This window comes from Hyalangium ruber (genome assembly GCF_034259325.1).
Taxonomy (GTDB): Bacteria; Myxococcota; Myxococcia; order Myxococcales; family Myxococcaceae; genus Hyalangium_A; species Hyalangium_A rubrum.
In genome coordinates this window covers 277,882-299,347 of record NZ_JAXIVS010000001.1, presented here as the reverse complement: position 1 = coordinate 299,347, position 21,466 = coordinate 277,882, and the positions used below count along the sequence as shown (strand labels likewise).

Here is a 21,466-nt window from a genome sequence, read left to right as displayed (position 1 = left end):
CATCCTTTCTCCAGTGGACATTCCCGGTCCCCGCTCCGTCGGCGGACATGAGGAGGGGAACGATGCGAGCGAAGCGGCTCTCCTTGTACTTGTACGCAGGCATCCTCATTGGAGCTGTGGGAGTGGGTTGCGGCGCCGCGCAGGAGTCGCCGGACGCGCAGGTGCTGCGGGAGGCCACGGTGACGCTGGTCCCCGGCCACTGCATGGGCGTGGTCGTCGAGGACGGCCTCCACGTCATGACGGCGGCGCACTGTGTGGATGCGGGGCAGGTGAACATCCCGATCGAGCTGTCCGATGGAGAGCGGCTGACGGGCACCCAGATGCTCGTGGATGAAGGACAGGACATCGCGGTCTACCGGCTCGACACGGTGGCGCGTGTGCCGGCCCTGGAGATCGCGCCGGAGCTGCCAAGGCCCGGAGAGGGGCTCCTGTTCGCGAGTCGGAGCGACCTGGCGAGTGAACCGCAGGAGGTCTGGCTGGAGCGGTTGGGTCGGTGTCCCTCGTTGCCCGGAGTGCCGCAGGCCCTCTTCACCACCCTGCGCGGGGTGAAGGGGGACTCCGGCTCGCCGGTGGTGGACCTCGACATGCGTGTGGTGGGGCTGGTTCACGGAGGAGCCGCCTGCAGCATCGCGGCTCCGACCGCCGCGTTCGCGCCCGTGGTGCGGCAGCTCGCGGAGGAAGCCCAGTCCACGGAGATGGCTCGGAAGGAGCCCGCCCGCGTCAGGTGAAACAGAACGGATTCACGGCCAGGGGAACCCGGTGTAGGGAGGAGACCATGCGCTCCTCTCTTCCGTCCTGTCCTGCCCTGCGTGTCGTCGGGGTGCTTCTGCTGACACCGTGGCTCTGGGCCGCCACTCCCGAGGCTCAGCCGCGTCTGGAGGATGCGGTGCCAGACACCTTCGAGGGCGTGGAGCGCGTGGTCGCGGTGGGGGATGTACACGGCGACGTGGACGCGCTGGCGGAAGTGCTGCGGATGGCCGGGGTCATCGACGCGAAGGGAAAGTGGACCGGCGGCAAGGCGCACCTGGTGCAGACCGGAGACATCGCCGATCGTGGCGCCAAGACCCGAGACGCCTACGAACTCCTGATGCGCTTGGAGCGCGAGGCCGCCGCCGCTGGAGGCCGCGTCCACGTGCTCCTTGGCAACCACGAGGTGATGAACATGCTCGGGGACCGGCGCTATGTGACGCCCGAGGAGCTTGCCTCGTACGCGGACCAGAGCCCCACGCCGGACGCGCCCGGAACGCCCCGAGGGCTCGCTGGCCACCGCGTGGCCTTCAGCTCCGAGGGCCGCTACGGCCGGTGGCTGCGCGCGCGTCCGGCGGTGCTGCGCATCGACGGCACCCTCTTCATGCACGGAGGGCTCCAGCCGGAGGTGCCAGCGAAGACGCTCGCGGAGCTCAACCGCTGGGTGCGGCAGGATCTCTTCCAGGGCCAACCGCCGGGCGGTGGTACCCATCCTCTGGGCCCGCTGTGGTTCCGGGGCTATGCGCTGGAGTCGGAGGCGCAGTGGGGCGAGCGCCTCGATGAAGTGTTGAAGCGCTTCGGCGCGAAGCGGATGGTGATGGGACACACCACCACGGAGGATGGCCGAATCCGGATCCGGTTCGGCGGGCGGACGGTGTTCATCGACACGGGGCTGAGCACAGGTTACGGCAGACACCTCGCGGCCCTGGAGATTCGCGGTGATCGACTCACGGCGATCTATCCCGAGGGACGAGTGGATCTGCTGACGCCCGCCGTGAAGAGCACTCCCACGAAGGCTCCCGCAGGCAAAGCAGCCCAGGGGAAGTAAGCGTCAACCCCTGACCTCAGGTGCGGACAAGGGGGCGCTGACCTCAGAGGAGCACGAGGAGCGGGTGCATACGCCTCAGTCGTGCGAGAGGCCGAAGATCTGCCTCAGCCGGCCGAGGATGCGTCCCTCCTCGGGCGCGGCATCCGCGCCTCCGCCACCCGCCTCCGCCACCGCGCGCAGCTGGGTGCGCCGCTGGGCCAGCAGCGCCGAGAGCTGTCGCGCCAGTCCCGGGTTGCTCGAGAACATGTTCCCGAACGCCGACCGGTCCAGCTCCAACAACACCGAGTCCTCCAGCGCCACCACCGTCGCCGCGCGCGGCTCGCCCGTCAGCAGCGACATCTCGCCGAAGTAGCAGCCCCGCGTCAGCCGCGTCACCTCCTGCCCCTTGCCCGTGCGCACCGACACCTCGCCCGAGGCCACCAGGTAGAAGGTGTGACCCTGCTCGCCCTCCTGGATGATGCGCTCGTTCCTGCCGAAGCGCCGCGCCACCAGCGTGTGCCGGAGTTGGTCCAGTTCCGCCTCGCCGAACAGCGCGAAGAGGTCCACCGCGCGCAGCAACTCCAGCACCGTGTCCGAGGCGAACTCGGACCGGGCCGCCTCCTCGCGCATATGCACCACGCGCCGCGGGAAGGGAGGCTCCAGCCCCTCGCGCCGCAGCCGGTACCACAGCCGCGAGTAGATCTCCTCCATGGCGTTGTCCGCGTGGGCGAAGCTCGCCACCCAGTAGCGGATCTGGTAACGCACCGAAGACTCCTCGTACGCCCACGTGCGGCACATCGGCCTCGGCTCGGGGACGACGTTGGGCACCTCTCGCAGCACCTCCAGCACCGCCGCCTTCACCCGGTTGGGCGGCGCCTCGTACGAGAGCTTCAGCTCGATGTCGATCGCCACCGGTTCGTAGCCATAGGAGAAGTTCTTCACCACCTCCTTGGCCACCTTGCTGTTGGGCAGCGTCACGCTCTCGCGGCGGAAGGTGATGATGCGCGTGGCGCGCCAGCCGATCTGCACCACGCGCCCCGTGTACTCGCCGATGCGGATGAAGTCGCCTACCTGATAAGGCCGCTCCAACTGCAGCGACAGGCCCGCAAACAGGTTGCCCAGCGTCTCCTGGAGCGCCAGACCGATGACCACCGACAGCACTGCGGAGGTGGCCAGCAGTCCCCCCAGGTCCAGGTTGAGCTGCGTCTGGAGGATGGGCAGGGCCGCCAGCCCGTACAGCGAGAAGTCGATGACGTCCCTAAGGATCTTCGGCACCGCATCCGGCGAGCGCAGCCGGACGATCTTCAGCGCCAGTGACACTCCGGCGCGGATGACACCGAAGGTGAAGGCGAGCATCCAGGCGACCTGGATGAACTTGTGTACCGAGCTCGGCGCGTTCTCCGGAACCGCCCACGCCGCGAGGCGGAAGATCAGGAACGCGGTGAGGAAGCGGAACGCGCCCCGCAGGTCCCGCCGGAAGTCCTTGTCCGCGCTGGCCGCACGGGCCGCGAACAGGAGGACGACCAGCACCGCCCCGATGACCAGGGACACATTGCTCTGCAGGAAGGGAAGCAAGACGCGGAAACTCTGACTGAGCCGATCCGTGAGGGTCAAGCAGGCGGTTGACGCCCGGGGCCCAAGCGGACATACACGCACCATGACGCTGGCCTCGGTGATTGGACAGCCGCGCGCGATTGATTCACTCCAAGCGGCACTGCGCGGGGGCGTGGTCCACCACGCTTACTTGTTTGCTGGGCCAGAGGGCGTGGGCAAGGAGCTGGCCGCGGTGGGGCTTGCCCAGGCGCTCACCTGTCCGGAGCAACCCAACGTGGGGTGCGGCACCTGCGCCAGCTGCGTGCGCATCGCCAAGGGGCTGCACCCGGACGTGACGTGGCTGATGCCGGACGAGGAGCGGGTGTCGCGGGGACTCGCGGGGCGCTCGGACTTCACGGGGACGCCCAGCCGGGACATCCGCGTGGAGCAGATCCGCGGCCTGCAGGAGCGCCTCGCCCTGCACGGCCTGGAGTCGCGGCGCAAGGTGGCCCTCATCGTCTCCGCCCAGCGGATGAACGAGTCGGCGCAGAACGCCTTCCTCAAGACGTTGGAGGAGCCCCCCTCGGACACCACGATGATCCTCATCGCCTCGGCGATGGACCGGCTGCTGCCCACCATCCGCAGCCGCTGCAGCAAGGTGCATTTCGGCCCGCTGCCGGTGGACCTCGTCGCCCAGCGCGTGCAGCAGGAGCGCAAGCTGGATCCGCCGACGGCCGCCCTGGCCGCGGTGATGGCGGGAGGCAGCCTGGGGCGCGCGCTGCGCCTGGATCTGGAGGGGCTCGCTCGGCGCAAGGAGGTCATCACCCGCTACGAGGCGCTCAAGCCGGATGACGCGCTGGCGGTGCTGCGCTTCGCGGAGGAGTACGGCAGCTCGCGCGAGGAGGCCGAGCAGGCGCTCGCGCTCCTGTCGCTCTGGCTGCGAGACGTGGCCCGGGCAAAGGTGGGCGCGGAGGGGCTGGCGAACATGGATCTGGCGGCGTTGGCGCACGAGGCGTCGGTGCGCACGCACGAGGCGGAGCTGCACCGCCGCCACTCTCTGATCGAACGCGCGCAGGGAGCCATCGGGCAGCGCAACGGCTCGCCGCGGCTCCAGCTCGAGCGGATGCTGCTGGAGATGTTCATGCGGGAGGTCCGGTGAGCGCGGAGATGGACGACGTGCTGGTGGAGGTGAAGGCGGGCAAGGTGGCGCCGCTGTACCTGCTGTGGGGCGAGGAGTACCTGGTCCGCAAGGGCGCCGACGAGCTGGTGAAGGCGCTGGTGCCGGATGCCTCCATGGGGCTGAACTTCGCGGTGCTGGACGCGGGCTCGCCGCGCGAGGTGGCTCAAGAGCTGGCGACGATGCCGCTCTTCCCGGGGCGCAAGGTGGTGCTGGTGCGAGACCCCGAGTTCCTCGCGCCCAAGAAGGGGCGTGGCGACGCGCTGGGCAAGGCGCGCGAGGCGTGGAAGGCGGGCAAGCGCAAGGAAGGCGCGCGTCGGCTGCTGGCGCTGGCGGCGCGGGCGGGATGGGGCGTGGATCAGCTCGATCCGACGGCTCCGGGCGCGCCCTCGGCGGAGGCGTGGAAGGAAGAGCTGGATGTGGATCTGGCCGAGATGGACCTCGCCTTCCTCAAGGAGGCGGCCGCGTTCTGCCGCGAGGAGCGCGTGAGCGCGCCCGAGGGAGATGCCTCGGCGCTGCTGGAGCTGCTCCAGAAGGGCCTGCCGAAGGGGCACGCGCTGGTGCTGGCCGCCACGGACGTGGACGCCAAGAGCCCGCTGCTCAAGTTCGCCAAGGACTCTGGCTGGCTCGTCGAGCGCAAGGTGGCCGCGCGCCACAAGGACCTGGACTTGTCGGAGATCGCCCAGGAGTTCCTGGCGCCCTTCAAGAAGAAGCTGGGCCCCGGAGCGCTGGAGCAGCTCAAGGAGCGCATCGGCGGCAACATCCGCCTGCTGCAGTCGGAGCTGGAGAAGCTGGCCATCTACGCGGAAGGGTCCACCATCCCCGTGGCGGACGTGGCGCTGCTGGTCCACCACGCGCGCGAGGAGGAGTTCTTCGAGCTGTCCGAGGCGCTCCAGAAGCGGGACCTGAAGGGCGCGCTGGGCTACGCCGAGGACGCGATGGGGCAGGGGACCGCCGCGCTGCAACTGTTGGGAGCGGTGGCCTCCATCGTGCGCGGGTTGCTGGAGAACCACGAGCGGCTGAACCACTACGCGAAGGGCTCACCGCCGCGCGGCTTCGATGACTTCAAGTCGCGCATCTTCCCGAAGATCGAGCAGGAGACGAAGGCGGCCAAGGGGCGCGTGCCGCACCCCTACGCGGCGTTCCTGAGCATGCAGGCCGCGGCGCGCTACGAGCGGCGGGAGTTGCTGCGGGCGCTGGTGTCCTGCGCGGAGGCGGACCTGGAGCTCAAGTCCTCCGCCAGCGGAAAGCTCGTCATCGAGCGCCTGCTGTGGACCGTCTGCGCCCGCCCGGCATGAGGTGCCGGGCGAGCGGCGGGCCTACCCGGGCTCGTCCTCGTCCTCGGGCGGCGCGCCCTCATCGCCTTCGCCTTCGAGGAGCCATCCCAGGGCCGCATGGCGCCCATGGGAGAGCCCGAGCAGCAGGGCCAGCGTCCCCTCATCCATTTCCGCCAGGCGCTTGCCCTGGAACATGAGCCCCTCACCGGGCTTTCCAGCCAGCAGCCCTTCCTTCTGGAGCTCGGTGACGAGGAAGCGGCCCCAGAAGCGCAGCCCCTCCACGGCGGCCCGGACCGGGCCGTGCTTGGCTTCCACCGCGCTCCGATCGAAGCCCTCGTTCTCGGCCGAGTCGAGCACTCGCTCCAATTCGGGATCCCCTTCGGCGAGCGACGGCTCGGCCTGGATGCCCCGGGCGAACGACTCATAGCGGGCGCAGTCCAGCATCACCTCCCAGCGATCGCGCTGGGCCTCCACCTCTTCGAGAGAACGCCGCTCGGCGGCATCCAGGAAGGGCTGTGGCTCCTTCAGCAGGGGCAGCTTCTCCAGCAGCGGAGCGGCCTCCACGCGGGCCTCCGAGGGCGGCAGCTTTCCCTGCTTCAGGGCCCAGAGCAGCAACTGCAGCTCCTCCGAGATCCAGGCCACGGTCTGCCGATCCTCCTCGGACCAGGCGCCGGGCTCCGCCTCGAACAACTCCAGGCCCGTGGCCCCCAGCGGCGAGAACAGCTCCTCTTCGTCCACCCATCGCTGGAGCCGTTGGATCTCTTCCTTCGCGGACGGATCCTTGCCCCGAGCGAGGCGCTCTTCCAGCACCAGGCGCCGCAGCATCGCTCCCACGGCCAGGATGCGCTGGGCCACGACATCGGCCTCGGGAGGCGCGGTGGCCGGCCACGCCTCGTCCTCCTCTTCTTCCTCGGAGAACTCCTCGGGCAGCTCGAACTCCATCGTCGGGCTCGCGGGCGGCTCCTCGACGGCATGCATCTCCCGCGTGACGGTGGCCGGGGAGGGGACCTTCACCGCGGGCATCTCGCGCGTCACGGAGGCTCCGGACTCTTCTTCCTCCTCCGGGATCTCCTGCTCCTGAGTCATGCTCGCTTCGGCCAGACCCTCGAAGCGCTCGCCGAAGGGGCTCTCGCTCAGGGTCTCCCCCAGCGCCGTGAGCGTCTCGTCCTCACCGCGGGTGTTCTCCAACGCCTCGCGCACCGTCTCCAGCACTTCCTCGCGGACCGACTCCTCGAGCGCCACCAGCGTGGGGATGGAGATCTCGGGCAGCAGGGTGGCGATCGCCAGGAAGATGGCGCCTCGCTCACCGGGCTCCTGCTCGGACAGGAGCTGTGCCACATCCTTCCCCAGGTCCGCGGGCGGGCGCTGGGCGAGGAACTGCACCAGATCGTCGACGAGCTCCGGGACGAGGTGCTGGTGGCGGCCCAGCAGGGCGAGCAGGTCCGACCAGAGTCCCTCCGTGGCCTCGGCGCCCAGCAGCAGCTCCATGCCGGACAGGCGCAACGCGTTGGCCAGGTGCTCGGCCAGCGAGGGCTCATCTCCCTCGGTGGCGTCGAGTTCCTCCTGGGGCAGCTCCGCCAGGAGCCGCAGCAGCTCGCGAATGGCGCCCGGCTCCCGCATGAAAGGAGCGACGCCCACCGCGTCACGGCGGCTCTCGGGCGAGCCCAGCGTGCCGCGCCACAGCAGGAACGCGTCGGCATCCCCCAGCGCATACAGCAGCCCCGCGGCCCAGGCCCGGCTGCTCTCGTCTTCCGTGTCGAGCATCGGGCGCAGCAGGGGACGCAGGGGCGCTGTCTCCTGAAGGGAGAGCAGGGCCTCGGCGGCATCGTGCCGAGCATCCAGCGGGGGCTCCTTCAGGAACTGGATCAGACGATCGATCGCGGGCCGCTCACCCAGGCGTGCCAGGCCGAGCGCGGCCTGGATCCGCACGGAAGGCGCCGGATCCTTCTCCATCGTGCGGCGCAGGGCCGGCACATCCTCCGCGCGGCCCAGCTTCGCCAGCCCATGGGCGCTCCACCGGCGCACGGGCTCCGCCGAGTCCCCCAGGGCGCGCACGAGCAGAGAGGCCGCCTTCGGGTCCGCGAGCTCCACCAGCTCCAGCACGGCGGATTCGCGCTCGTACGGATCCTCGGAGGAGAGCTGCCGGGCCAGCTCCTTGAGGGCATCTGTCATAGGCGGGGCACTCTACCCGGGCTCTGGCCGGGAGATTCCACCTCAGGGATTCGAGGCGGAGGGCTCCTGCTCACCCAGCAGCGTGCGCACACGGGCCACCAGGTGGTCGTCGTCCCACGGCTTGCTGATGAAGTGGGAGACGGCCTGGGCGGCGGAGGTGGGGGCGCTGCTCCACAGATCCGCGTGACCGGACAGCAGAATCCTGACGGCCCGCGGCGAGACGCGCAGCACCTTCTCCAACAGCTCGGCGCCGTTCATCCCCTTCATCCGGAAGTCGGAGATGACCAGGTCCGCGTCGAACGTCGTCAGCTTCTGGAGGGCCTCGTCCCCGTTGAGCGCCACCTCTACGGCAAACCCCTCGCGCCGGAACAGCCGCCGAAGCGCGCTGGCCACCTGCACTTCGTCATCGACGATGAGGATCTTCGCCATGAGAGAGGGACCCACCGTTTCTTCTAGCAATCCACACGCCAACACGCCTCCCTAGGAAAACCAGGGAAAATCGTGGGTCAACCGGGACTCGTGAGTCTTTTCAGCCTCTAAGGGGATTGCGGCTTTTCTCTCGGCGGACTGTAACCGAGCATTCCTGCCAAAAATCGACTCGTGTGTCACGGATGACCCTCCTCACGTGAGGGGAACAGGTCTCCTCACTGTGGGGAGAGAAGACCCCCGAAGTCACGAAAATCCTGCTGGCAGGGGGGCTTATCTGACACCAGGAAGTGCCCCACTCGGCCTGGGGCAAGCGCCAACAGGGCGGAAGAGCGCGTCCCATAGGCGGGGGTGTGGATGCACAGGGCCTGGTACTGGCGGGCCTGCTCCCGGGAGAAGGCGGCCTCGGGCGGGGGCTCGGGGCTCTGCTCCTCGGGAGGGAGGACATGGTCGGCCATGACCCCCTGGAGCGCACGGGCCAGCTCGGGCCAGGGCCTCCGGGTGTACTCGGCCGCGAGCATTCGGGCTCGCTCCACCTTGGGTAGCTCCGGGCTGTCGAGCACGTCATTGGGCAGCACATGGATGCCGGCGGGGACGTCCTCCCGAACCACCCGGGGGATGGAGGGGCGGGCGTAGGCCACGCGCAGGGTGTGCGCATCGCCATAGAGCAGGTTGAAGGCGTTGAAACCAGCGGGCTCCAACGTGTCCAGGTAACGCTCGATGGCGTCGATATTCCCGGTACCCAGGGCCGAGAGCACCACCTCGCCCCGTGAGCGGGGCGCCAGGCCCTGGGCCTGCGAGCCGCGCTGGTTCGTCAGCCCGACAAAGAGTCCCCCTTCGGTTACACCCATCCAGCTACCGCCACGCACTCCGTCCAGGCCCGGGACGAGGATGCGCGGCGAGCCAGCGAGGACCTGGGGGCCGGTGGTGGGGCGCGCGTACAGCTCATCGCGGTTGGAGGCGAGGATGAGCGGCCACTCGGGGTGGACGTGGCGGAGGATCAGAAGGGTACACATCGTATCGAGTCCATAACACCCGGGGGCGGTGGCGCGCAGCGACCCCTCACCAGCACCGATGACCGCGGGCATTCGAGCGGCTACAGTCCGCCGCCCTTCAGGAGAGTCCATGGCGGAGAAGATCCTCGTCACCAGCGCGCTTCCGTACGCGAACGGCCCCATCCACATCGGCCACGCCGTCGAGTACATCCAGACCGACGTCTACGTCCGCTTCCTCAAGTCGTGCGGCAAGGACGTCGTCTACTTCTGCGCGGACGACACGCACGGCACGCCCATCGAGCTGAACGCCGCGAAGCAGGGCCTGAAGCCCGAGGAGTTCGTGGCCCGCTTCTACGAGCAGCACAAGAAGGACTTCCAGGACCTGGATATCTCCGTCGACTGGTTTCACTCCACGCACTCGCCCGAGAACCGGCACTACTCCGAGCTCATCTACGGGCGGCTGAAGGAGAAGGGCGACATCGAGCGCCGTGACATCGAGCAGACCTACTGCGAGAAGGACAAGCGCTTCCTGCCGGACCGCTTCATCAGGGGCACCTGCCCCAACTGCAAGGCGGCCGACCAGTACGGGGACGCGTGCGAGAAGTGCGGCAAGGCCTACAGCCCCACGGACCTGATCGATCCCAAGTGCTCGCTGTGCGGCACGCCCCCGGTGCGCAAGCACTCGGCGCACCTGTTCTTCAAGCTGTCGCGCCACGCGGACTTCCTGCAGCAGGTGCTCAAGCGGCCGGGCTTCATCCACGCGGGGCTGGCCAATCAGCTCCAGAGCTTCTTCGAGAAGGGGCTGGCCGACTGGGACATCAGCCGTGATGGGCCCTACTTCGGCTTCGCCATCCCGGGTGAGACGGACAAGTACTTCTACGTCTGGCTGGATGCGCCCATCGGGTACATCGCCACCACGGAGAAGTGGGCGAAGGAGACGGGCAAGGCCCAGAGCGCGCTCGACTACTGGGCCCCGGACGCCAAGACCCGCATCGTCCACTTCATCGGCAAGGACATCGTCTACTTCCACGCGCTGTTCTGGCCCGCGGTGCTCAACGTGGCGAACCTGCACGTGCCCACCGAGCTGAAGATCCACGGACACCTCACGGTGAACGGCGAGAAGATGTCCAAGAGCCGGGGCACCCTGGTGGCCGCGCGCACGTACCTGGACAACCTGGATCCGAGCTACCTGCGCTTCTTCTACGCGGCGAACCTGGGCCCGGGTCCCGAGGACTTCGACCTGAACCTCAAGGACTTCCGTCTGCGGGTGAACGGCGAGCTGGTCAACAACGTGTGCAACCTGGCCAACCGCGCGCTCACCATCCTCTCCGGATCGCTGGAGAAGCGGCTGGCGCCGGGCAAGGACGGGCAGGGCAAGGCGCTGGTGGAGGCCGCGCTGGCCCGCGTCCCCGAGGTGCGCGAGGCCTTCGAGAAGCTGGAGTACCGCAACGCCATCAAGGCGATCGTCGAGATCGCCCAGACGGCCAACGCCTTCCTCCAGACGCAGGCGCCGTGGGCCAAGCAGAAGACGGATGTGGAGGGCGCGCGCGCGGACCTCTCGGACGTGGCGGACGTCGTCTACCTGCTGGGCGCGCTGCTGGCGCCGGTGACGCCTCGGTTGACGGAGAAGCTCTTCGCGCAGCTCGGCGCGGAGCCGCTCACCTTCCAGGCGCTGGAGCGTGCGCGCTACCCGCTGCTGGATCGCAGCCGCCCCATCGGCACCCCGGAGCCGCTGCTCCCACGGCTCGAGGAGACGCAGGTGAATGCCCTCATCCCGCCGTCCCCCACGGAGCCCGTGAAGGAGGCTCCCAAGAAGGCGGAGAAGAAGGCCGAGAAGAAGCCGGCCGAGCAGCCCACCCCGCAGGCCTCGCCTGGGGCCGGAGCGGGAGCACCGGCGGCAACGCCTGGGGACATCGAGTACGACGACTTCGCCAAGGTGGTGCTCAAGGTGGGGAAGATCGTCGCCGCCGAGAAGGTGGCCAACGCGGACAAGCTGCTGAAGCTCACGGTGGACGTGGGCGAGGAGGCGCCGCGCACCATCGTGTCGGGCATCGCCCAGGCGTACACGCCGGAGCAGGTGTCGGGCCGCCGGGTGGTGGTGGTGATGAACCTCAAGCCGCGCAAGCTCAAGGGCATCGAGTCGCGAGGGATGCTCCTGACCGCGGGCCCCGGGGGTAAGGACCTGTCGCTGCTGGATCCGGGGGACATGCCGCCCGGCTCCGAGGTGAAGTGAGCGCCATGGACTGGCGGGCCGAGCGAGAGCGGGCGTTGCTCGCGCTGGAGCGGGAGCAGCGTCCCCAGGCCCGCGCCGAGGCCGCGGATCTGCTCTATCAGATCGCGTCCGAGGACCCGTCGCGCGCGCCCGAGTTCGCCGAGGTGCTCGTGCGGCTGCTCGCTGACGCGCAGGGCGAGGTGCGCCGCTCGGGCCTCGGGCTGGCCACGCTGGTGCTGTCTCCCGAGGAGCTGCCCGACACGCTCACCGCCCGGTTGTCGGACGCCGATCTCGGCGTGCGCCTGGAGGCCACCGGACGCATCGCCGATCTCGCGCGGCCCGAGCTGCGTGGCGCCCTCGCGCGCATGCTGGAGGACCCCATCCCGGAGATACGCTTCGAGGCGGCGCGGGGCATGGCCGCGCTGAAGCACAGCTCGGGGATGGAGATCCTCGTGGAGGCGCTGGACAACGACCGCCTGCGCTTCCGGGCCCTGGGAGCGCTGGCGGAGTTGGAGGATCCCCGCGCGCTGCCCTCCATCAAACGCCTGTTCCGCCGCTGGCTGCTGCCGGGCTTCGAGCGCACCCAGGCCGCGGGGGTGCTGGCGCGGCTGGGAGACTCGGAAGGGGTGGAGTGGCTCCTGAAGCGCACCCAGAAGCGCTGGAGCACGGATCGGGCGCTCGCCCTGGAGCTGTGTGGCGAGGTGAAGGTGCCGGGCGCATTGGAGCGGCTGCGCACCATCGTGGAAGACCCGAAGGACCCCTGCCGGGGTGCCGCCGCGCGGGGGCTTGGGAGGCTGGGAGCCGCCGAGGCGCTGCCGTGGCTGCTGGCCCTGCTGGAGGACACCCGCGCCCCCGAGGACTTCCGGTTGGATGCGGCCGAGGGGGTGTGGCGATTGGGATCGCCCGAGGGGCAGGCGCGCGTGCGAGCCGCCATTCCCTCCTTCTCTTCGCCCGAGGCGCGGTCCGAGCTCACCGAACTGTTGCAGGAGACGCCATGAAGCTCATCGACGCCCACTGTCACCTCGAGTCCGCCGACTACGCGCAGCTCGGCGCAGTGCTGGATCGCGCCCGCGCCGCCGGCCTGGTCCACGCCGTGGTGGTGGGGCAGTTCCAGGGCCCCGGGGACTGGGGCAACGCGCTGGAGGTGGCCGCGGCGCACCCGGACTTCCTGTCGCCCACGCTGGGCATCCACCCGCACGAGGCCGCGCGCGCCACCGAGGAAGACTTCGCCACCCTGGAGCGCACCTGCGCCCGGCCCGAGGTGCGCGCGGTGGGTGAGGCGGGTCTGGACTACTACTACGACCGCTCTCCCCGCGATGTGCAGGCCGAGGTGTTCCGGCGCCAGTGCCTCCTGGCGCGCACGCTGGACAAGCCGCTGGTGGTGCATGTGCGCGACGCGCATGAGGACTGCGAGGCCATCCTGAAAGAGGTGGGTCTGCGCCGTGGCGTCATCCACTGCTTCACGGGAGACACCACCGCCGCGCGGCGCTACCTGGACCTGGGCTTCCACATCTCCCTGTCGGGCGTCGTCACCTACAAGAAGACGGAGGCGCTCCAGGACGCCGTGCGCTTCACGCCGCTGGACCGGCTGATGGTGGAGACGGACAGCCCCTTCCTGGCGCCAGTGCCGCACCGGGGCCGCAAGAACGAGCCCGCGCACGTGGTGGAGACGGCGCGCAAGGTGGCCGAGCTCAAGGGCGTGTCTCTGGAAGAGCTGGCGGCGGTGACAACGGCCACGGCCTCGGGCCTGTTCGGGCTGCGCGTGGCGTGAGCTACGCGGTGGCCGAGCGGCGAACGCCCAGCTCCTTCACCACCTGATCCAGGTCCTTGTCGAGGTGGGGGAGTTCCAGCAGCAGCGAGTCGGGATCGTACTGGAAGTCCGCCTGCTTCATCTGGAGCAGCGCCTGCATCGCGGACTCGCCGGTCTGCCCTGCGTAGGAGGCGTAGACGACCTTGCCATGCTCCAGGTGCAGGTAGCCCTCGAGCGAGTGGTGGCGCAGGTGGAGCCGCCCGGACTTACGCCCCGCGGCCAGCGTCTTGAGCAGCTCCGTCAGGGGCAGCTCGTCGTAGCTGCCACGCACCACGCGCGCCGGGCCGTTGTGGAGGATGCGGTCCTCGTAGAGCTGCTTCACCATCGCGGCGGCCTTGTCGGTGTCGGAAGGAGCCGTCACCGCCGAGGCGCCCGCCATGAGCAGCCGGTCCCGGGAGGAATTGTCCGGCTCCCCGAGGACGAGGATGGGCAGCCCCGAGCTCTCCGGCGACGTGCGCGCGTACTGGAGCAAGGCCGTCACATCGGCGATCCCGAAGCGCAGGCTCAGCACCAGCACGTCGCAGTCCTGCTGCGCCAGTGCGTCGAGCGCTCCCTCCAGCGTGGAGAAGGCGTGGACCACCAAGCCCAGGCGTAGCACCGACTCCAGCATGTCCGTGCGCGTGGCCTCGTCCGACTCGGCGATGAGCACCTGGCGCCCGTCCTGGACGATGCGGTGGCGCAGCAGCTCGCCGCTCTGCACCTGCCCGACGATGTCCGCCACCACCGGGTCATAGAGCGCCCCCGCGTTCTTCCGCAGGTGGTCCAGCGCCTGGGCCTTGGACAAGGCCTTCCCGTGAGCGTTGGAGGGGTTCTTCGTCAGGTCGAGGAAGCTGTCCACCGTGGAGAGGATGCGGGCGCCGAGGCTGATCTCCTCGCCCTTGGTGCCCTGGGGTGTGCCCGAGCCGTCATAGGCCTCGTAGAGCTGGGCGAGGATGGTGTTCACCGCCACCGGCAGATGCACGGCCTCGAAGAGACGGGTGGGCGCGCGGGCCAGGCGCTTGGCTTCGGACTTCCAGTCGGCGTTGGCGGCGTTGCTGGCCAGGGTGTAGTGGCGCTCGGCGGGCTTGCCCAGATCGTGCAGGTAGGCGGCCATGGCCAGCGAGGCCAGCTCCCGAGGCGCCATGCCCATGCGCCGGCCGACGATGGTGGCCTGCCGCGCCAATTGTGCGGAGTGGCCACGGTGGTGGGGACGCTCCTGCTCCAGCAGGCCCACCAGGATGTTGATCGTCTCGATGAAGTCGCTCTCGGCCACGCCCGAGCGCGAGCCGCTCAGCGCCTCGCGCATCTGCGTGGGCAGGCGCGCCTGGGTGCCCGAGCGGTGGGTCCTCAGGCGCGGATCCGTCTCGATGCGGAGCTGGAGGCTGGGGGCGCTGCCCCTGCCGCTGCCCGAGGTGTCGGAGTTGGGCTGGGCGGACGCGTCCGCGCGAGGGGCCTGGATGCCTCCCGACTCCAGCGTAGCGAAGGCGGTGGGGTCGCCGTAGTAGTGCTTGCGGATGGCCGCCGCGATGGCGCTGCGCAGGCCGATGTACGCGTAGACCTCCGAGACGCCCGTGACGAGGGCGATCTCGTCCAGCAGCGACTTGTTCTGCGGCTCGGCGGCGACGATGGACAGCAGCTTGCGGTCCGAGTCGTACGCCAGCGGCAGCACGTTCTGCGCCTCGGCCATGCGCACCGGCAGCTTGTCCAGCACGTCGGAGGGCAGCTTCGCCTTGGCCAGCTTGTCGGCGGTCACGAAGCGCGTCTGGAACTCCGCCGCCAGGAAGCGCAGCAGCGCCGCCTCCTGGAGCAGGCCCAGGTCCACCAGACAGTCGCCCAGCTTGTGGCCGGTGATCTTCTGGTGGTCGAGGGCCTTCTCCACGGCCTCGGTGGTGACGAGGCCGGCTTCGACCAGTCGCTCTCCGAGACGCTTGGCCATGTCAGCTTTCCGAGGAGCCCTCACCTTCGCCCTCGGGCTTCGACGTGGAGCCGGACGGCGCCAGCGTGGTCAGCGCGCTGAAGGGCTTGAAGGTCAGCTCCTGGGGCAGGGAGTTGGGGTCACGCGGCGGGCGGGGTGGGCGCTCCTCACGGGGCGGACGGTCCTCACGCGGCGGACGGTCCTCGCGGGGCGGACGGTCCTCACGCGGCGGGCGTGCCTCCTTGGGCGGGCGGCCTTCCTTGGGCGGACGGTTCTCCTTGGGCGGGCGCTCCTTGCGCGGCGCGCCGGCGGGAGCCTCACCACCCGAGGCCTGGGCCTGCGGGGCGCCTCCGTGCTGGCCCTTGCCCTTCTTGCGCTCCTCGCGCGAGCGGCGGCGGCCCTCGACGGGGGACTTGCCTCGGGAGGTGGGAGAGGGACCCTTCCAGAGCTGGCGCTCGTAGAGCTTGAGGGTCTCGGTCCACTTCTCGTTCGGGTCGCGCGACATGGCCTCCAGCCACGAGGCGATGCGCGAGTCGAGCGAGTCCAGGGCGTGGACGATGAACGCCTCGATCGTCACGGGCAGCCGGGGCGAGCCGTACTCCAGCTTGCCGTGGTGCGCGAGCACGAGGTGGGTGAGGTGCTGCTCGAGCAGCGGCGGGAAGCCGGGGATGGCCAGGGTCTTCTCGCGGATCTTCTGCGCGGTCATCACCAGGTGGCCAACGAGCTTGCCCTCGTCGGTGTACTCGAAGCCCTTCTCCGGGGAGATCTCCGCCACCTTCATCACGTCATGGAGCAGGGCGCCCGCCAGCAGCAGGTCCCGGTCCGCCATGGGGTAGTGGTCCGCCACGCGCAGCGTCAGCCGGATGACCGACAGCAGGTGCTCGGCCAGCCCGCCACGGTAGGCGTGGTGGATGCCCTTGGCGGCCGGAGCGTGCGGCAGGCCCGCGGCGATCTGCGGGTCATCCAGGAACGCCAGCAGCAGCTGCTTCACGTGCGCATCATTGACGCGCTCGGTGATGATCTCGCGGATCTGTCCCACGGCGCGGGCGCCGGAGGTGGGGCCGCCCTCCTCGCGAGCGGGGCGCTGGGAGCCAGCCTCCTCGCGCTTCTCCTGGGGCTGGGCCTGCTGCGGCTGCTCCTGGGCGCTGTCCTGCGCCGCGGGGGACTCGGCGGCCGCCGGGGGCGGAGCCGGAGGCGGCTCGAATTCCGTGAGGTCCAGCGGGCCCGGGTCCAGGCGCTCGAGGGCCTCGACCACGACCTGCGTCTTGCCGTGGAAGTTGATGACATGGCCCTGGACCAGGACGTGGTCCCCGGGAACGAAGGCAGGCTCGAGCGCATCCACCTTGTCGAAGATGCGCGCATCCACCTCGCCGGTCTTGTCCGCGAGCACGAGCGCCAGGAACACCTTGCCGCTGCGCGCGCTCACCTTGTTCTTCTGGGTGACGCGGAAGACGGTCTGGACGCGGTCCTTTTCGCGCAGGTCCTTGACGTACACCTTGCGCACGGTCTCGACGGAGCCGCCCTCGGCGGCGGGCGATGGAGTCTCGGACGGGTTGTCGGTCGTCATCGTAGCGGTCGACACTACCACCCCCAGCCGTCGGGGGAACGTTTGGATGAGGTCAATTCACTTCAAGTGCGACCGCGTCCAGGTAGTCGGCCCCGGGGGTGTTCACGGGGGAGGGGTGGTCCGGAGGCAGGCCCAGCCGGGCCAGCCGGAAGGCCACGCGTTGCTCGCGCTCGCAGGCCTCGGCCACCAGCTCCTCGAAGGCACCCAGGGCCAGGGGCGGGTGGTAGCCGGTCAGCAGCAGCCGGCCGCCATGGCGGGTGCGCCGCAACCCCAGGCGAACGAACTCGATGAAGCCCTCGGAGGAGTCCGCCTCGCGGGTGTCGAGCAGCACCAGGTCGAAGGTGTCCGTCTGGCCCTTGAGGACGGCCAGGGTGGAGCCTGTCTCTACCCGGACCCGGCCGAGCAGCCCGTTGGCCTCGGCGTTCTCGCGCGCCAGGTCCGCGGCGTCCGCGTCTCCGTCGAAGGCCAGCAACTGCCGCGCTCCATGGAGGCCCGCGTGGATGAAGAGGCCTCCCACGTTGCAGCACGGGTCCAGCACCCGGGCGTCGCGGGCCAGGCGCGCGATGAAGCGGCGCAGCTCGCGGTGGTCATAGTGGTAGCCGGTGTTGAGCCCGTAGGTGAGGTCCACGGTGAAGCGCGCGCCCAGCTCCAGCACGCGGCACCAGCGGGGCGGGGTGCCGTACAGCACGTGGGGGCGCTGCGGGGCGAGCCCCATCTGCCGACGGCGGTGCGAGTCGTTGCGCAGGAGCACCGAGCCGGCGCCGGCCACCTCCACGATGGCGCGGGTGAGCTCTTCGATGCGCGCGTCCATGGCCCGGGTGAGGGTCTGGATGACGAAGTGCGTGTCGTACCGGTCCACGATGAGGCCGGGCAGCCCGTCCCCGTCATCGTTCACCAGTCGACAGAAGCGCGGATCGTCGACGAGGTGGGCCCTCCGCTCGAGGGCATGGCGGACGTGGCGGGGGATGAGGCCTTCGGCGGCCTCTTCGGGCAGACCCAGGCGGCGGATGGCATAGGAGGAGGACTCGAGGTCCACGTCTCCCAGTCCGAGCACCTGCCCATCCTCATCGCGGAGTTGGACGGGCTCGCCCGCGTTGGGGGTGCCGTCCATGGAGAGAATGTCCTCCCGGCGCAGCCAGAAGGCACCGTGACGGAGCTTCTGCGCCGCCTCTCGGGACAGGTAGGTGTTGAACAAGGGTGTCCTCCCTTCTCCGCGTTGCCGCGGTCCCCGGGCCAACGGGCCCGCCAGGGGAGAACATGGGGCCCCCCACGGCCTCTGTCGGCAGGCGCTGGGCCGCCGCGCTGGAGAGCAGGGGAGAGAGCTCAGCGAGGAGGGGGGCGCCGAAACGCCTTGATCACCACTCGCGAGAGGATGGAGATGACGAGGATGGCGAGCGCGAACACCCACAGCAGGTTCGCCCCCGTGGAGAGCAGGTAGAGGGCGATGCCTCCCAGCGCCACCGCCGCCAGCACGGTCAACGTCTGGGCACGTCCGCCCGCCGCAGTTGAGGCGCGGCGGGCCCGGACCAGCGAAGGCAGGCTCTCCGCCTTGCGCCAGAGCGTGGCGCCCTCCTCGAGCACCTCGTCCTGGGGAGCGACGAGCCCCTGCATATAGGCCTGCTCCACATCCCGGAGGCTCGGGTATTCCAGCTCACCTTCCGGGGTGCGTACGCGGTAACGCATGGGCTCCTCCCATCGCCAGGAGAGCATCCTGGCGAGCCAGCTCAGGCCAGCTCCCCCGCAATCTGTTCAGCGATGCGGAGGCCATCAATAGCCGAGGAGACGATCCCGCCCGCGTAGCCACACCCCTCGCCGCCGGGGTACAGCCCCCGGAGCGACACGGACTGGAGGTCCTCGCCCCGAGTAATACGCAGCGGAGAGCTGGTGCGGCTCTCGATGCCGATGAGCTTGCCCTCCTCGCTGATGAAGCCGCGCATCTTGCGGTCGAAGCCGCGCAGGGCCTGCTTGATGGACTGCGTGAGCCGCTCGGGGAAGAGGCGGTTGAGGTCCGCGTGAACGAGGCCGGGCCGGTAGCTGGTGCCGCCCGGCTCCTTCTTCACGCGGCCGGCGAGGTAGTCGGGGATGGTCTGCGCCGGGGCGAAGAAGCGGCCTCCGCCCAGCTCATACGCCTTCTTCTCCCAGTGGCGCTGGAACTCCAGGCCCGCCAGCGGCCCCCGGAAGCCCTCCTTCTCGAAGTCCTGCACGGACACGGTGACGACGATGCCGGCGTTGGCGTACTTCGCGTTGCGGCGCGAGTTGCTCATGCCGTTGGTGCATTGCAGGCCCTCTTCGGTGGGCGTGGGCACGACGATGCCGCCAGGGCACATGCAGAACGAGTAGATGCCGCGCACCTCGCCATCCACCTCGAGGTTCTCCGCCAGCTTGTAGTCGGCCGGGGGCAGCTTCGGGTTCTTCGCCGCGTTGCCGTACTGGATGCTGTTGATGAGTCCCTGCGGGTGCTCGGCGCGGAAGCCGATGGCGAAGGGCTTGGCCTCGACGCTCACGCGCCCGTCGGTGGCGAAGCGCTCGTACAGCTCACGGGCCGAGTTGCCCGGCGCCAGCACCACCCGATCGCTCTCCAGGGTGCGCCCATCCGCCATCCGGACGCCCGCCACGTGGCCATCGCGGTAGAGCAGATCCTCCACCCGCTGCTCGAAATGCACCTGGCAGCCGCCGGCGATGAGCATGTCCCGGATGCGCGCCACCGCGCCCGGCAGCAGGTCCGAGCCGATGTGCGGCTTGCCATCCACGAGGATGTGGTCCGGCGCGCCGTACTGCGCGAACGTCTCGATGACCTTGCGCACCATGGGGTGGTTGATGCGCGTGGACAGCTTGCCGTCCGTATAGGCCCCGGCGCCGCCCTCGCCGAAGTTCATGTTGCTCTCCGGGTGCAGCGAGCCGTCGCGCATCAGCTTCGCCACATCCTTGCGGCGCGTCACCACCTCGCGGCCTCGCTCCAGGAGGATGCTGCGCACCCCGCGCTCCAGCAGCCCCAGGGCGCAGAACAGGCCCGCGGGGCCGGTGCCGATGATGAGCGGCCAGCGCTCCGGCTCCTTCACGCGCGGCAGCGGCTCGGGCGGCGGTGGCGCCTCGCTCACGTCTGGCGGCAGGCGCACGGCGGTGCGGCCCGGGGCCAGCGTGACTTCCAGCGTATAGATGTAGCGGGGGCTGCCCTTCTTGCGCGCGTCCAGCACCGAGCGCACCACGCGCACCGATGCCAGGTCGGACCGGGTCACCCCCAGCTTCTCGGCTGCTCGCTGGCCGAGCAGCTCCTCCGGCTCGTCCAGCCACAGCCCGATGTTGTTCACCCGGTACGCCATGTGTGCTCGTCTCCTGCGTTGGGGGCGGCTATCTGTCTTGTCCACGAGGTGGATTGCAAGTCCCTGAAAACACGGGGCTCCCCAGGGCTAGGGTGTGTACCCCGTTATGCACCCTCGGGCCGCGTTCCCTGGGGGCCGGAGCGGAGTGCGAAGGCTGCTTCGCAGTCGTCCGCTGCCCGGCGGAGCCTCCGGTATCTCATAACCCGCCGCAGATCATGAGGAATCCGTCTCAACGCCAGCGGTTGGCATGGGGGTTGAATCCTGTAGCGCTCAACGGAGCGCAGTCACCCCACCTCTCTCTTGCTGGAGATACTTCCTTGAGCACCGACCAAAAGGGTCCCCGAATCCTGGCGCGCACTTTCTACACGCAGCTGCGCGCGAGCGGCTACACGCCGCAGCAGGTCATCGGTATCGCCACGGAGCTGCTCGACCTGGTGGCGGACGACATGAAGGCGGGAGACAAGGGAGAAGTTACCCAGGTGACACCCGAGCAGGCGGCCGGCTGGCAGCCCCGGGTCTAGCCCTTTAGAGTGGCGCTACAACCCTAGCGGGCGGACGGGCTCCGGACTGGTTTCGGGGCTCTCGCCCTCTAGGCGCGATGGGAAACCGGCGAGGCGCCGGTTTTTTTTTGCCCGAGCATCCGCCGCCGCTCCCGTGCCGCCGCGCCAGCCACCACGAGCAGGCCCGCGGTGAGCGCGGTGAACACCGAGCTGGCGGTGCGCATCGCCAGAAGCACCATCAGCACGACGCCGCCCACGAAGGCGAGCCCATCCACCCACGCGGGGCGAGCGCGGGGCAGCACCAGCAGGGTGATGCACGCGGTGAAGGGCACTCCCAGCACCACCTGCCGGGCAATCTGCGGGCCGCTGTTGAGCACCGTCTCCCAGTTGTGGACGAGCAGGGCGGCGAAGATGACGACGGTGCCCAGCGCCAGCACCATGACTCCGGCGGCGGCGGCGTCCTTGGCCAGCCGCGCCTTCTCGTCGAACTGCTGGATGGCGAGGTCCACCAGGTGCTCGAGCGCGCTGTTGAGGATCTCCGCGAAGAAGATGAGCATCACGCAGAAGATGAGCGTCACCTTCTCGGCCAGCCCCAGCCAGATGCCGCTTCCCACCAGCCCCACGAGCACGGCGGAGACGAGGTGGACGCGCATGTTGCGCTGGTGGACGACGGTGTGGATGAGGCCGGTCCACGCATAGCGGAACGATGCGAGCAGACCGGAACCGCCACGGGAGGGGAAGCGGGGCGGAGGTAGGGCAGGGTCGTTCATTCGAAGGAGGAGGGCAGGCTAGCACCCGCGAGGCGAATT

At 69.7% G+C, this 21,466-nt stretch carries 18 protein-coding genes; 8 read left to right on the top strand and 10 right to left on the bottom strand.

Annotated features, from left to right (window positions below):
- Positions 1-62 precede the first annotated feature (62 nt).
- Together SYV04_RS01290 and SYV04_RS01285 are read left to right on the top strand one after the other, a co-directional pair.
- Positions 63-728, top strand: coding sequence for a S1 family peptidase (locus tag SYV04_RS01290; RefSeq protein ID WP_321543713.1), 666 nt, complete (start codon positions 63-65; stop codon positions 726-728).
- A gap of 47 nt (positions 729-775) precedes the next feature.
- Positions 776-1,795, top strand: coding sequence for a metallophosphoesterase (locus SYV04_RS01285; protein ID WP_321543712.1), 1,020 nt, complete (start codon positions 776-778; stop codon positions 1,793-1,795).
- Positions 1,796-1,870: 75 nt separating this feature from the next.
- On the opposite strand, the gene SYV04_RS01280 is transcribed toward SYV04_RS01285, so the two are convergent.
- Entirely contained in the window at positions 1,871-3,349 is a 1,479-nt protein-coding gene (locus tag SYV04_RS01280; protein ID WP_321543711.1) for a mechanosensitive ion channel family protein, read from the bottom strand.
- Between the two features lie 82 nt (positions 3,350-3,431).
- On the opposite strand from SYV04_RS01280, the gene holB reads away from it, so the two are divergent.
- Positions 3,432-4,466, top strand: coding sequence for a DNA polymerase III subunit delta' (gene holB / locus SYV04_RS01275; RefSeq protein WP_321543710.1), 1,035 nt, complete (start codon positions 3,432-3,434; stop codon positions 4,464-4,466).
- On the top strand, positions 4,463-5,782 hold the full coding sequence (gene holA / locus SYV04_RS01270) for a DNA polymerase III subunit delta (protein ID WP_321543709.1): 1,320 nt from the start codon (positions 4,463-4,465) through the stop codon (positions 5,780-5,782). Before holB ends, holA begins: the two co-directional genes overlap by 4 nt.
- A 21-nt stretch (positions 5,783-5,803) precedes the next feature.
- Here holA and SYV04_RS01265 read toward each other — a convergent pair whose 3' ends face one another.
- The 3 genes from SYV04_RS01265 to SYV04_RS01255 form a co-directional block, all read right to left on the bottom strand.
- A complete protein-coding gene (locus tag SYV04_RS01265) occupies positions 5,804-7,933 on the bottom strand; it encodes a HEAT repeat domain-containing protein (protein ID WP_321543708.1) in 2,130 nt (709 codons plus the stop codon).
- Positions 7,934-7,975: 42 nt separating this feature from the next.
- Positions 7,976-8,377 carry a response regulator gene (locus SYV04_RS01260; RefSeq protein ID WP_321543707.1) on the bottom strand — a complete coding sequence of 134 codons (402 nt, stop codon included), beginning with the start codon at positions 8,375-8,377 and terminating at the stop codon, positions 7,976-7,978.
- Positions 8,378-8,577: 200 nt separating this feature from the next.
- A complete protein-coding gene (locus SYV04_RS01255) occupies positions 8,578-9,375 on the bottom strand; it encodes an NRDE family protein (protein WP_321543706.1) in 798 nt (265 codons plus the stop codon).
- A 109-nt stretch (positions 9,376-9,484) separates the two neighbouring features.
- Between SYV04_RS01255 and metG the strand changes: the two genes are divergently transcribed.
- The 3 genes from metG to SYV04_RS01240 are packed head-to-tail and all read left to right on the top strand — an operon-like array spanning position 9,485 to position 13,337.
- A complete protein-coding gene (gene metG, locus SYV04_RS01250; protein WP_321543705.1) occupies positions 9,485-11,587 on the top strand; it encodes a methionine--tRNA ligase in 2,103 nt (700 codons plus the stop codon).
- Between the two features lie 5 nt (positions 11,588-11,592).
- On the top strand, positions 11,593-12,564 hold the full coding sequence (locus SYV04_RS01245) for a HEAT repeat domain-containing protein (RefSeq protein ID WP_321543704.1): 972 nt from the start codon (positions 11,593-11,595) through the stop codon (positions 12,562-12,564).
- Positions 12,561-13,337, top strand: coding sequence for a TatD family hydrolase (locus tag SYV04_RS01240; RefSeq protein ID WP_321543703.1), 777 nt, complete (start codon positions 12,561-12,563; stop codon positions 13,335-13,337). Before SYV04_RS01245 ends, SYV04_RS01240 begins: the two co-directional genes overlap by 4 nt.
- 1 nt (position 13,338) lies before the next feature.
- Here SYV04_RS01240 and SYV04_RS01235 read toward each other — a convergent pair whose 3' ends face one another.
- From SYV04_RS01235 to SYV04_RS01215, 5 genes are all read right to left on the bottom strand, one after another.
- On the bottom strand, positions 13,339-15,291 hold the full coding sequence (locus tag SYV04_RS01235; RefSeq protein WP_321543702.1) for an HD domain-containing phosphohydrolase: 1,953 nt from the start codon (positions 15,289-15,291) through the stop codon (positions 13,339-13,341).
- A gap of 1 nt (position 15,292) precedes the next feature.
- Entirely contained in the window at positions 15,293-16,837 is a 1,545-nt protein-coding gene (locus SYV04_RS01230) for a 3'-5' exoribonuclease YhaM family protein (RefSeq protein WP_321544460.1), read from the bottom strand.
- Positions 16,838-16,889: 52 nt separating this feature from the next.
- On the bottom strand, positions 16,890-18,032 hold the full coding sequence (locus SYV04_RS01225; RefSeq protein ID WP_321543701.1) for a class I SAM-dependent rRNA methyltransferase: 1,143 nt from the start codon (positions 18,030-18,032) through the stop codon (positions 16,890-16,892).
- Positions 18,033-18,160: 128 nt separating this feature from the next.
- On the bottom strand, positions 18,161-18,520 hold the full coding sequence (locus tag SYV04_RS01220) for a hypothetical protein (protein WP_321543700.1): 360 nt from the start codon (positions 18,518-18,520) through the stop codon (positions 18,161-18,163).
- 41 nt (positions 18,521-18,561) lie between these two features.
- Positions 18,562-20,157, bottom strand: a complete 1,596-nt coding sequence (locus SYV04_RS01215) for an NAD(P)/FAD-dependent oxidoreductase (RefSeq protein ID WP_321543699.1) — start codon at positions 20,155-20,157, stop codon at positions 18,562-18,564.
- 317 nt (positions 20,158-20,474) lie between these two features.
- On the opposite strand from SYV04_RS01215, the gene SYV04_RS01210 reads away from it, so the two are divergent.
- On the top strand, positions 20,475-20,678 hold the full coding sequence (locus tag SYV04_RS01210) for a hypothetical protein (RefSeq protein ID WP_321543698.1): 204 nt from the start codon (positions 20,475-20,477) through the stop codon (positions 20,676-20,678).
- 68 nt (positions 20,679-20,746) lie between these two features.
- Here SYV04_RS01210 and SYV04_RS01205 read toward each other — a convergent pair whose 3' ends face one another.
- Positions 20,747-21,427: a diacylglycerol kinase gene (locus tag SYV04_RS01205; RefSeq protein WP_321543697.1), complete on the bottom strand. Its 681-nt coding sequence runs from the start codon at positions 21,425-21,427 to the stop codon at positions 20,747-20,749.
- Between the last annotated feature and the right edge of the window lie 39 nt (positions 21,428-21,466).

Excerpts from the sequence above, each read along its gene's own strand:
- SYV04_RS01290 (WP_321543713.1), top strand. The coding sequence starts at position 63 with ATGCGAGCGAAGCGGCTCTCCTTGTACTTGTACGCAGGCATCCTCATT.
- SYV04_RS01285 (WP_321543712.1), top strand. The coding sequence starts at position 776 with ATGCGCTCCTCTCTTCCGTCCTGTCCTGCCCTGCGTGTCGTCGGGGTG.
- holB (WP_321543710.1), top strand. The coding sequence starts at position 3,432 with ATGACGCTGGCCTCGGTGATTGGACAGCCGCGCGCGATTGATTCACTC.
- SYV04_RS01265 (WP_321543708.1), bottom strand. The coding sequence starts at position 7,933 with ATGACAGATGCCCTCAAGGAGCTGGCCCGGCAGCTCTCCTCCGAGGAT.
- SYV04_RS01255 (WP_321543706.1), bottom strand. The coding sequence starts at position 9,375 with ATGTGTACCCTTCTGATCCTCCGCCACGTCCACCCCGAGTGGCCGCTC.
- metG (WP_321543705.1), top strand. The coding sequence starts at position 9,485 with ATGGCGGAGAAGATCCTCGTCACCAGCGCGCTTCCGTACGCGAACGGC.
- SYV04_RS01245 (WP_321543704.1), top strand. The coding sequence starts at position 11,593 with ATGGACTGGCGGGCCGAGCGAGAGCGGGCGTTGCTCGCGCTGGAGCGG.
- SYV04_RS01240 (WP_321543703.1), top strand. The coding sequence starts at position 12,561 with ATGAAGCTCATCGACGCCCACTGTCACCTCGAGTCCGCCGACTACGCG.
- SYV04_RS01235 (WP_321543702.1), bottom strand. The coding sequence starts at position 15,291 with ATGGCCAAGCGTCTCGGAGAGCGACTGGTCGAAGCCGGCCTCGTCACC.
- SYV04_RS01230 (WP_321544460.1), bottom strand. The coding sequence starts at position 16,837 with ATGACGACCGACAACCCGTCCGAGACTCCATCGCCCGCCGCCGAGGGC.
- SYV04_RS01220 (WP_321543700.1), bottom strand. The coding sequence starts at position 18,520 with ATGCGTTACCGCGTACGCACCCCGGAAGGTGAGCTGGAATACCCGAGC.
- SYV04_RS01215 (WP_321543699.1), bottom strand. The coding sequence starts at position 20,157 with ATGGCGTACCGGGTGAACAACATCGGGCTGTGGCTGGACGAGCCGGAG.
- SYV04_RS01205 (WP_321543697.1), bottom strand. The coding sequence starts at position 21,427 with ATGAACGACCCTGCCCTACCTCCGCCCCGCTTCCCCTCCCGTGGCGGT.